The 11,869-nt window shown below is 55.7% G+C and carries 7 protein-coding genes; 6 read left to right on the forward strand and 1 reads right to left on the reverse strand.

From position 1 onward, the window contains the following. Positions 1-145: 145 nt before the first annotated feature. Positions 146-3,646, reverse strand: a complete 3,501-nt coding sequence (locus OHL23_RS26770; RefSeq protein ID WP_263355119.1) for a TonB-dependent receptor — start codon at positions 3,644-3,646, stop codon at positions 146-148. Positions 3,647-4,254: 608 nt separating this feature from the next. Between OHL23_RS26770 and OHL23_RS26775 the strand changes: the two genes are divergently transcribed. The 6 genes from OHL23_RS26775 to OHL23_RS26800 all read left to right on the forward strand — a co-directional run bounded on the left by OHL23_RS26775 (position 4,255) and on the right by OHL23_RS26800 (position 11,831). Beyond that, on the forward strand, positions 4,255-4,569 hold the full coding sequence (locus tag OHL23_RS26775; RefSeq protein WP_263355120.1) for a hypothetical protein: 315 nt from the start codon (positions 4,255-4,257) through the stop codon (positions 4,567-4,569). A gap of 194 nt (positions 4,570-4,763) precedes the next feature. Further along, complete coding sequence (locus OHL23_RS26780; RefSeq protein ID WP_263355121.1) at positions 4,764-6,128, forward strand: NAD(P)-dependent oxidoreductase; 1,365 nt, start codon at positions 4,764-4,766, stop codon at positions 6,126-6,128. 2 nt (positions 6,129-6,130) lie between these two features. Beyond that, positions 6,131-7,516: an NAD-dependent dihydropyrimidine dehydrogenase subunit PreA gene (preA, locus tag OHL23_RS26785; protein ID WP_263355122.1), complete on the forward strand. Its 1,386-nt coding sequence runs from the start codon at positions 6,131-6,133 to the stop codon at positions 7,514-7,516. A gap of 70 nt (positions 7,517-7,586) precedes the next feature. Further along, positions 7,587-9,002, forward strand: a complete 1,416-nt coding sequence (gene hydA, locus OHL23_RS26790; RefSeq protein WP_263355123.1) for a dihydropyrimidinase — start codon at positions 7,587-7,589, stop codon at positions 9,000-9,002. Then, positions 8,992-10,257, forward strand: coding sequence for a Zn-dependent hydrolase (locus tag OHL23_RS26795; protein ID WP_263355124.1), 1,266 nt, complete (start codon positions 8,992-8,994; stop codon positions 10,255-10,257). The genes hydA and OHL23_RS26795 overlap by 11 nt, the downstream gene beginning before the upstream one ends. Before the next feature lie 59 nt (positions 10,258-10,316). After that, positions 10,317-11,831, forward strand: coding sequence for a CoA-acylating methylmalonate-semialdehyde dehydrogenase (locus tag OHL23_RS26800; protein ID WP_263355125.1), 1,515 nt, complete (start codon positions 10,317-10,319; stop codon positions 11,829-11,831). Positions 11,832-11,869: the final 38 nt, after the last annotated feature.

Genomic DNA, 11,869 nt, shown 5'->3' on the forward strand with positions numbered 1-11,869 from the left:
TTCCTGGTGATGATAAGACTTAGTTGAAGTTTAAGCGTTCATTGACTGTTTGTATTGGACAATCGCTCTAGCAATTCGCGTGAAAGTTCCGGAGGATTGTTCTGCCGAGCAATCCTCCGATCTAAAGGTTACAGGTGGCTCACGATCAGAACCTGTAATGCAGCGATACCTGCATAATTCGCTGAGAAGAATTCGTAGCGGTGATCAGTCCCAACTGAGGCGAGTAAAGGTTGTTGTTCGGCGGTGCATAACTTGCAATATTGAGAGCGTTGAAAGCTTCTCCGCGCAACTGAAGGGATTGCCCTTCTGTGATGTTAAAGGTCTTGAACGCGGACAGGTCCACTTGGCGATAGCCGGGTGCGCGCTCAGAACCGTTCTGCGCGTTTCCAAATTGCGTATATGACTCACCGCCGTATGCGCAGGTGCCGTTGTCAATCGTGTTGCCATTGCTGTCGACAGCCAGGCATGGGCTCGCGGATGGATCGGTGCCGAACCAGTTCTGTGTCGTCCGATGCGCAATCCTCAACGACCTGAATTGCATTGCATGTGCGGCCCAGCTGTTCACGTAGTAGTTCTCATAGGAGCCCATGGTGAGAGGGAAACCGGAGTACATAACGACGCTCCCAGAAATCTTCCAGCCACCAACCGCCTCATCCACCGCGCGGTTCCAGTTGGCGCCAAACTTCTGTCCGCGGCCAAAGGGTAGTTGATAGGCCCAATAACCATTGAATGCGTTGCGGGTATCCTGACCGGCTGGGCCGTAATCCCCATGGGGATTGCGAAAGTCCTGAAAGAATGATGAGGTTTCGGCAACGCCGGAGACACCATAGAAACCGGCATTGTTGGTCATCGCCCTCGACCATGTGTAGTTGAAGGTGTATTCAAGCCCCTTGGAATTCTGGTGGCGAATAGTGGCCTGCATCGCGTTGTAGTTTGAGTATCCCTCGGACTCGGTAACTTGCAGATTTCCTTCGTTGCCGACCAAGTTACAGGCAGGCGCAGCAGGCGCGATAATGCCACTGCAATCGCCATTCGCCAGAACTCCAGAAGCAGGCGTTGTAAATTGGTCGGCCTCCGTTGGGGTAACTAAGTGCTGGCCAAGCTCCCCTACGTATCCGACCTGCGCGGAAGTTTTGCTGTCAATCATGACTTGCCATGCCAGGTTGAATTGCTGGATGAGCGCCGGCTTCAGATGCGGGTCCCATGCGTTGTAATTGGAGTAGCTCACCTGATTGGCCGAAGAAGACAGGTTAAAGCCGTTTTCCAGGGGCAATGGCGTGAGGCCGCTGCTGGTGGGCGTGGGAGGTGTTGGTGCGGCCACAAAACTGCTCTGGAACGGCGCATTCTGTGTCATTCTCCAATTTACGCCTGTGCCTTCCAGGTCGTCGGTCATTCCGTATCCGCCACGAATCACGAAGCGGGGACTGACTTGGAGGGCGAACCCGAGACGCGGCATGAACTCCGTATACGTCGGGTTGTATAGTGCTCGGCTGTTGCCATCCCTTCCGGCAAATTCGATGCCCGACGCCGAGATATCCGACATATCGGAGAGGTTAACGCTGGCCTCCTTGTTGTTCACCTCGTAAATAGGCTGGTCGTGGGCATAGCGCACGCCCAGATTTACCGTGAGGTTGGAGCGCAGTTTCCAATCATCCTGCGCATAGTATGCATTGCGATACTGGCGCTGCCCGTTATCCCCGGATACACCGCCTACCTGAGCGCTACCGGCTTGATCCATAACGAAATCGGCATAGCCATAGCCAGGCGAACCGAGAGCCTCGTCGGCTGTGTACTGTCCCGAATAGCCAAATGAACCCAGGGCGCCAGCATTGCCTGCATAGTAGATATTCTGCTGGTAGCGCAAGAGCTGGACACCGAATTTCAGCGTGTGTACGCCGCGCTGCCAGGTGAGGTTATCGCCATAGTAGAAATTGTTCTCATGGAACTGGGTGACGATCGCAGTGGTCCCGATGTTGCTTTCCCAACTGCCAAAGTTCATTTCACTGAAGCCGGGGTAGGGCTGATTGGCAAACGGAAGTCCGATCTTGTTGTCGCCATCTGTTCCGAATATGCCGGAAGGGTCTCCCGGTACACCCTTGTCAAACACCGTACGCGTAAATCCCGCACGGAATTCATTCACGATGGAAGGCGAAAATGTGTGGACCCAGTTGGTGACCAGACTCTGGAAAGGATAGTCGTTGGTCGTTGGAAAAAACACAGGAGCAAGGGCTTTGGGGTAGAAATCGAAGGCATCACCGATTGTATAGCGGCCCATCACTGCGTCCCTGTCAGTCGCCTTGTAATCGACGCGCACATCGCCCTGATTGTTCTGCGTCTGGCCCTTAGTATATCCATCGTAGTTGTCCAAATCCCCTTCGCCGGGCCGGGGCGTTGCATTGGGGAGCGGAAGGGCAGTTGGATTGGCAAACAGAAATTTAGCCGCTGGGCTGACCAGCGGAATCTGATTGTTGGCATACGGAGTGGCGTTCGCGAAACCGTGCCCGTTCTGGTTGTTATAAAGCTGGATGTTTCCGAATTGTTGGGTCAATAGCTCCGAGAAGTCGCAAGTCGTCACACCGCCGTTCGGCGTACAGGTGCGCATGCGGACGGTCGGCACAGTGGCTGCCGCCTCGCCTCCGGAATGATATCGGAAGCCCAGATAGTCGCCGAAGAAGAAAAGCTTATCCTTCTTGATCGGTCCACCGATGGTTGCGCCAAACTGATTTTGCGTAAACGCGGTGGCGGGAATGCTGGCATAGTTATTGGCCCAGGAATTGGCGCCCAGCGAATTGTTTTGGAACAGCTCATACGCGCTACCGTGATACTGATTCGTTCCGCCCTTGGTGACGACAATAATCTCTCCACCATTGACGTTCCCATACTCGGCATTGGCGTTGCCTGTGATTACCCTCATCTCCTGAATGGCGTCGGGAGCGGGGTTATAGGCCGCGAAGTTGTTGATCGTCTCGTTCATCTCGACGCCATCGAGAACGTAGTTGTTGGTTTGCGCCCGGTTTCCATTAAAGGAGGGCGACCCGGTCGCGTCTTGGTCGCGCTCGTTGCCGTCTGCAGCGGCCATGTTCGCAAGGCTGGGGTTGACCGCACCGGGCACAAACAATGTCGCGAACTGGAAGTTCAGCCCGTTCAATGGCATACTCGCGAGCGTATTGCTGGAAAGGGTCGATTCCAACGTGGCGTCCTGGGTTTGGAGCAGCGGCGAGACGTCCGATGAAACATCGATCGTGGCTGAGGTGCTTCCGACTTGCAGTTGCGCGTCAATCTTGGCGATCTGGTCGATTTCCAGCGTGAATGGGCCTATCGATGAAGTCTCGAAGCCTGCGCTTGTTACTGTGATGACGTACGGACCGATAGGTAAGAACTGGATATTGTAGATGCCATCATGATTGGTAAGAGTGCCAGTCTTTACATTTGTGGCGACGTTTGTGGCAGTGACACTGACTCCGGCGAGAACCCCTCCGCTCGAGTCGGTGACGGTGCCTCGCACCGCGCCTGTAATGGTTTGCGCAAGAGTTGACGAACAATCAAACAACATAGCAAACGCTAGCAAGACTCCAAGCATTCGCGCATAGCCCGCGCCTGGTCCGCGCAAAGACGCATCTCGCAAAAAGCTGCGTACAATCCTCACCCTGTCCTCCTCAAGAAGTTCCGGCAGTCTATTTTTGAAACAGGAGTAGCCGATAGCCCATCGGAGATAACCGCATGGGCATTCGGCGCACCCCTGGGGAACGAACCGAAGTGAATTCCCATAAAACGCACAGCTCCCGTAGGGTCAAACGGGGAGTCATTCGTGCATCCCGACAAGAGAAGCACGTTTCTGGGGTTGCCTCAAAAAGCAGAAAATCGTACGTCGGTAGACTTAGCTTCTACTGAATGTCTTCCGTGAGTTAATTTCCGATCAAAGGTTTATGTCATCTAGATGACTGGATGATACATTAAATTTCAACGAACGCAAGACCACCTCCAAAAAACATTTGCAATAGGATTCAGAGGCCGACTGGGTTGAGGCTGAATCCTCCGCCAACGATTCCAACACAGGCAAGGATGATCTCCGCCAGTAGACTGAACGACGACTGGCCCCTCAATCGAGATCCTCGGCATGCCAGATGTGGATTTTGGATGGTCTGAACAGATGTTGTTGTCGCTCCAGCTTGTTATCGCCCACGGGACCGTTTCCATCCGTCTGCGCTCATGGAGCCTCTGCAAACCGGAAAACATCCTACATCCATTGAGGCAATGTTCCACCGCACGGGATTTTTCAAGACCACCGCTTATTTCGAATTCGATAAATACCGTGCGGGGCTCGCAGCCGCCAGTCACTGGCAAGCTATGCCATCGATGACCGGAACGGCGCAGTGGATTGGGTTCTACCGCTTGACATGGAAAAGCCGGCACACTCGTGCAGAGCCACATCACCGGGTTTCTGAATCGGATGCGGATGCGGCTTCCGTCTATTTCGGCGAGGCGATACGTGCGGCGAAACGAGAGGGGTATGCGGGAGAAGCTCTGCTGCGTAGCCGCCAACTTCCAGTCCACCCGTCGGAATGGTGAGCACATCCTGACTCATCGACATGAGCAATCTGCCCGTTTTGAACAAACTGTCTCTTCATTCTGGCGGATATGCGCTAGCATAAAAACTCCCACTTGACTGGCATCTGCTCCGAGCGGCTGATTTGTAGACACAATTACTTCAGACAGCCAGGGAGCACGAAAGCGAAAGAAGTATCACGGAAAGGAGTCGATCAATGGAATCGGAGTTCAATGATACCGGGAACGCTCTGGCGGAACAATTGCCACCACTGACCCGGCATGAGGCCGCGGTCGAGGCAGACCGCTGTCTGTTTTGTTATGACGCGCCTTGCACGCATGCCTGCCCGACCCACATCGACATTCCACGTTTTATCAAGAAGATAGCGACCGGCAATCTGAAGGGTTCGGCGGCGACTATCTTTGCCTCCAACCTTCTGGGCGCCACCTGCGCGCGCGTTTGCCCAGTGCAGGAACTTTGTGAAGGCGCTTGCGTGCTTGGGGCGGAACACAAGCCAATTTCCATCGGTCGACTGCAGCGATTTGCGATGGATCACGCCCGGGAAACGGACAATTATCCGGTTGTAAAGGCTACCGCAAGCGGGAGAAAGATCGCCGTCATTGGAGCCGGACCGGCAGGCCTTTCATGCGCCGGCGAACTGGCAAAACTGGGGCATGCCGTGACTATTTTTGAAAGACGCGATCTGCCGGGAGGACTCTCGACCTACGGGATCATTGCTCTGCGCGAACCCATCGACGTGGCTCTCGACGAGGCGCGCATGATTGCCGGAATGGGCGTTGAGATTAAAACAAGTATTAACTTTGGCTCGGACGTAGCGCTCGAGGACCTGCAGCGTGACTTCGACAGCATTGTGCTGAGCGTCGGACTGGGTAGGACGCCGACGCTGGAAATTGATGGCGAGGAAGCAATTGTTGATGGACTGGAATTCATCGAAGCAAGTAAAACCGGCGGTGACGCTCTGAACGTGGGGCGAAACGTGATCGTGATCGGCGCAGGTAACACAGCGGTGGATTGCGCGACAATCGCCGTGCGGCTTGGCTCTGAGCGTGTGACCATGGTGTATCGGCGCACCGACCGCGAGATGACGTGCTACGAACACGAGTACGATTTTGCCCGCAGGGAGGGGATCGAATTCCGCTTTCTAAGCCAGCCGTCGCGCGTTTTGTTGGAGAATGGCCAACCGGTGGGCCTAGAATGTCTCCGTGTCGAATTGGGAGCTCCGGACGCATCCGGACGCCCCGCGCCTGTTCCGGTGCAGGGTTCGGAATTCGTACTTGAAGCGGACCAGATCGTCAAGGCTGTTGGACAGAACAAGCCCACGTTGGCGAAGCTGCTTGGGCTTGCGACAAAGAAAGGGTTCATCTCCGTGGACGAGAACTTCCAGACTAATATCGCCGGGGTATTTGCCATCGGCGACTGCATCCGTGCATGCGGTGCGGCGTCGACCGTGATGGCCGTGCAGGATGGAAAACTGGCAGCGGCGGCGGTCCATAGGCAGTTAGGCCAAGAGACTAAACTCACTGAGATTGAGGCCGCTGCGTCATCCACGGAGGTGAAGTAAGCATGGCGGATCTTCGCATCAACTTTGCCGGAATCAAGTCGCCGAACCCCTTCTGGCTCGCGTCCGCGCCTCCGACCAACTCCGGCGCGCAGATACACAGAGCCTTTGAAGCGGGCTGGGGAGGCGCAGTCTGGAAGACGATCGGCGCACCGGTCCTGAATGTGTCAAACCGGTATGGTGCGTGGCATTTTGGACGACAGCGGATGCTGGGCATCAACAATGTGGAACTCATTTCCGACCGACCGATCGAGATTAACCTGCGCGAGATAGCCGAAGTGAAACGTGCATGGCCAGACCGTGCCGTTATTGTTTCTGCGATGGTCGAGGCGAAGCCCGAGGCCTGGCGCGACATCGTGCGAAAGATCGAAGATACCGGCGCGGACGGCATTGAGTTGAATTACGGGTGCCCGCACGGAATGAGCGAGCGTGGCATGGGTTCCGCGGTTGGCCAAGTTCCCGAATACTGCGAGCAGATTACGCGCTGGGTCATGGACGCGGCAACGATTCCAGTCATCATGAAGCTCACGCCTAACATCACCAACATTGTTCTACCCGCACGCGCCGGCGTTGCTGCCGGAGCCAACGCGCTCTCCCTGATCAACACTCTCAACTCGATTGTCGGCGTGGATCTGGACACCCTCGAGTTGACGCCGAGTATCGCAGGCAAGGGCGGACATGGAGGTTATGCCGGGCCAGCCGTAAAGCCAATTGCACTGAATATGCTGGCTGCATTGGGCACGGATAAAGTCATCGCGAATTCAGGATTGCCGATCTCCGGCATGGGGGGCATAACCACATGGCAGGATGCGGCACAGTTCCTCTTGTTGGGCGCATCGAGTCTTCAAGTGTGCACTGCAGTGATGCATTATGGCTATCGCATTATTGAGGATCTCTGTGACGGACTCTCCAACTGGATGGATGAAAAGGGCTTCGCGACCATTGCGGATGTTTGCGGCCAGAGCTTGCATCGTGTCTCCGAGTTCAAGAACCTTGACCTCTCCTACCGAGCAGTTGCCCGCATCGATGCGGGAAAGTGCATCCAGTGCAACCTTTGTTATGTAGCCTGCAACGATACTGCGCATCAATGCATTGACCTCGTCTCACCTCAAGGTGAGTTGGTCGCACCGGGCGCTTACGACATTCGATCTAATGGTAAACAGGAAGCAGTGGAGACGCGTCCGCACCCTGTCGTTCGCGAAGAGGACTGCGTGGGTTGCAGGCTTTGCTACAACGTATGTCCGGTAGAGAATTGCATTGCCATGGTTGAATTACCTGCAGAACGGTCCTCAGTTACCTGGAGTGAACTCTCGGAACAGAGGACCGACATTACTGAGGACTGGGATGCGATGAAGGAGTACCGCGAACAGGTAGGGATTCATATTCACTAGCTCGTGATTCCGCCTCCAATTCGACATGCAATATGCTGAGGCTTATAACATTCGTTCGGAGAAGTTTCCAATGGCGTTGTTAATCAAAGGTGGAGAGATTGTTACCGCGGAAGCTCGCTACCTGGGCGACATTCTCGTTGAAGACGAAGTCATCACTAGCATCCAGGAGAATATCGCTGCCCCGCCCGATGCCGAGGTGATCGATGCCACGGGAAAGCTGGTCTTTCCTGGCTTTATCGATCCTCACGTACATATCCACCTGCCCTTCATGGCGACCTTTGCAAAGGATACGCACGCGACTGCCAGCGTTGCCGCGTTGATTGGCGGCACAACCACTTATATTGAGATGGTCTGCCCTTCGCGCAACGAAGACGCGTTGGAGGGATATCACACCTGGAAGCAAAAGGCCGAAGGAAACAGCGCCTGCGACTACGCGTTTCACATGGGAGTGACACGCTTCGACGCCAAAACTGAAGGGCAGCTGCGAGAAATCGTGCGGGACGGGACCACCTCCTTCAAGATATTTCTTTCCTACAAGAACTTCTTCGGCGTCACAGACGAAGAGATGTTTCACACCCTCAAGCTAGCTGCTGAGTTGGGCGTGATCACTACCGCACACTGCGAAAATGCAGAGCTGGTGAGCCAACTGCAACAACTTCTGTTAACCAAAGGCAAGACAGGACCGGAGTGGCATGAACCAAGCCGTCCCGAGGCGGTCGAAGCAGAAGGCACAACGCGGTTTGCTACCTTCCTCGAGCAGACGGACGCTACCGGCTACGTAGTGCATCTCTCCTGTGCCGCGGCCCTTCGCGTCGCAATGGAAGCGAAGATGCGCGGGGTCAGATTGCATGTCGAATCGGTTGTCCCACATTTTCTTTTGGACAAGACCTTTGCGGAACGAGCGGGTGTCGAAGGAATGAAGCATATCATGTCTCCGCCGCTGCGAGATAAACGCAACCAAACAGCACTATGGGCAGCTCTGAAGGCCGGTCTGATCGATACGGTCGGCACCGATCATTGCCCTTTCGATACGGAACAAAAACTATTGGGAGCGTGCGCTTTCACGCAGATTCCCAACGGCATCCCCGGCATCGAAGAGCGCGTCAACCTGATATATACCTACGGCGTGAATCGCGGTGAGCTGGACATTCACCGTTTCGTGGATGCGTTGAGCACGCGCGCCGCGAAACTCTTCGGGCTGTATCCTCGCAAAGGCGCAATTCAGGTTGGGTCGGATGCGGATCTGGTCGTCTACGACGCGAATTATCGGGGAATAATCTCCGTCACTTCCCAGCACACAAATAACAACTACAACGGATTTGAGGGTTTTGCCATCGACGGCAGGCCATCTATAGTGACTGTTCGAGGCAAAATTCAGGTACGCGACGGAGCCTTTGTAGGTGAGCCAGGCCGCGGAGGTTTCCTGCGACGCGAACCGCAATACCTTACCAAGGCTCATGCGCAGGCGGTGCCCCATGTGCGCTGATGCAAGGATTGCGGTCACGGTTGACTCAAAAGCAGCGGTATCGCTGCTGAAAGAGCTGCGCGAAGTAACTGCGGACGAGCACGGAGCACAGCGGCTTGCCTGGACGCCAATGTGGCTCAAGGCACGCGAGTGGTTTCTCTCTAAGCTTAGTGATCTACCGGTTGAGCACCATTACGATGCGGCTGGCAATAGCTGGACTACTTTGTCGGGCGCTTCCGAAAAGACATTGATTCTGGGCAGTCACCTTGATTCTGTGCCCAATGGCGGATGGCTGGACGGTTGCCTTGGAGTGGTCGCGGCCCTGTCCGTGTTACGTCGCATCTCCCACGAGTTCGATGGCAAGCCTCCTGTCACAATCCGGCTGGTTGATTGGGCCGATGAGGAAGGCGCGCGTTTCGGGCGGAGTCTATTCGGTTCTTCCGCCTTCGCCGGTACGCATTCGATTGAAGCGGACCGCTCGCGGACCGACGCCAACGGAATTCATCTCGAGGATGCACTCGCCCAGTGCGGCGTTGCGATCGATCGCATTGGAGATGCGCAACAAGAGCGAGCCAATGCCTCATCGTATCTGGAACTGCACATCGAGCAGGGGCCTGTCCTTGAGCAGATGGCTCTTCCACTGGCCGCGGTGCTTGGAACGAAAGGCGTGGAGCGCCATGCCATCACCTTCCATGGACAGGAAGCACATTCCGGCTCTACCCCGATGACTGCGCGGCGTGATGCTCTGGCAGCGGCAGCGAAGCTCGCATTGGAGATACGCACCATCGCGAAGAAGCATCCTGATGCCGTATGCACTATGGGCAGCGTCAAGACATATCCGGGCATTGTAACCGCCGTGGTCGGGCGATGCGAAGCAACACTTGACCAGCGAGATCTCGACGCCGGTGTGCTGGCTACGATGTATCGCGAAGCACAGGAAAAGAGCGTCAAGTTTGCGGAAGAGGAGGGATGCACGGTCGAATGGTCACGCATTTGGAACATCGCTCCGGAACCTTTTCATCCTACTCTGATCGAACTGTGCGAAGAGGTGATTCGAGAAACTACCGGCGCTTCGCATCGCATGCCCTCCGGTCCGCTCCACGATGCCGCCGAGGTTTCGCGTGCGGGAATTCCCACTGTCATGATGTTTGTGCAATCGCTGAAAGGTATCAGCCACAACAGGATTGAAGATACTCGCGAAGATCATCTCGCCCTGGCGATAGCAGCATTTGACAGGCTCGCCTCGAAGACCATCGACTGGATTCGGGCCTCGTAACGGATGCGCGTTTGCTTCCAATGATTAAAATTGTACACGCTGGAAAGGTGGAGTGAGTTATGGGCACAACAGAGACTCTGGCTATATCGGCAGTGAATCACTGGATTAACGGCAAGCCTGTCGCGGCGACATCAGGCCGCAGCGGCATTGTCACGAATCCTGCCACTGGAGCGGTCATTGCACAGGTTGGATTCGCCTCCGAGGAAGATGTGAATCTTGCGGTTGCAACGGCAAAAACAGCAGCTCTCGACTGGCGCACCACTCCGCTCTCACGACGCGCCGAAGTTATGTTTCGCTTGCGCAATCTCATTGTTGAGCATCGCGAACAGCTCGCCGAAATCATCAGCCACGAGAATGGCAAGACCCGTGCCGATGCGTTGGGCGAAGTGGCCCGCGGACTCGAGAATGTGGAGTTCGCTTGCGGCGTGCCAAACATGCTCAAGGGCGGTTACTCTGAACAGGCGAGCAAGGGCGTTGATGTGTACCAGATCCGCCAGCCGCTTGGCGTCGTAGCCGGTATTACTCCATTCAACTTTCCAGCAATGGTGCCCTTGTGGATGCTGTCGAATGCCATCGCCTGTGGCAACGCATTCATTCTCAAGCCTTCCGAGAAAGTTCCCTCATCGAGCGTTTTTCTTGCGGAGTTGGCCAAGGAGGCAGGCGTACCCGACGGTGTGCTGACCCTCGTGCAGGGCGACAAGGTTGCGGTGAATCGCCTGCTGGAGCACCCGGAGATCAAAGCAATCAGCTTTGTCGGCTCGACGCCTGTTGCGCGGTACATCTATGAAACGGCGACACGCAACGGCAAGCGAGTGCAGGCACTGGGCGGCGCGAAGAATCATATGCTTGTTCTGCCGGACGCAGACATTGCGATGGCCGCAGACGCCGCCGTCTCCGCAGGCTACGGAGCGGCCGGAGAGCGATGCATGGCGATCTCCGTCGTGCTCGCGGTAGGCAATGTCGCGGACCCCTTGATCGAGGCTATTCGCGAACGAGTGAGGTGCATCAAAGTAGGTCCGGGCAATGAACCCTCGAATGAAATGGGCCCGTTGATCTCGCGCGAACATCGCGACCGCGTGGCGTCGTATCTGGATGCGGCGCTTGCCGAGGGCGCGACGCTTCCTGTTGATGGCCGATTGGACCCGGCGACAACTGGCGACGGCTATTTCCTTGGTCCCTCGTTGATTGACAATGCCAGACCGGGAATGCGCTGCTATGACCACGAGATATTCGGGCCTGTGTTGAGTGTGGTGCGTGTTGACACCTATGCCGAAGCCCTTCGGCTGATCAACGAAAATCCCTTTGGCAATGGAACAGCCATCTTCACGCAGAACGGCGGCGCTGCGCGACAATTCCAGTTTGACGTTGAGGTAGGAATGGTGGGCATCAACGTTCCAATTCCTGTTCCCGTTTCTTATTACAGTTTTGGTGGATGGAAGTCGTCGCTCTTCGGCGACCTGCACATGTATGGCCCGGAAGGCGTGCAGTTTTACACGCGCTCCAAGGTCGTGACAAGTCGTTGGCCCAACCCGGGCGCGAGCAAGGTGGATCTTGGCTTCCCTCAGGTACGCTAGAGGCCGCTGTTTTTGTAGGCAGAAATCAATGCCATCCA

Origin of the sequence: Acidicapsa acidisoli (assembly GCF_025685625.1) — a bacterium.
In the GTDB taxonomy this organism is placed as follows: Bacteria; Acidobacteriota; Terriglobia; order Terriglobales; family Acidobacteriaceae; genus Acidicapsa; species Acidicapsa acidisoli.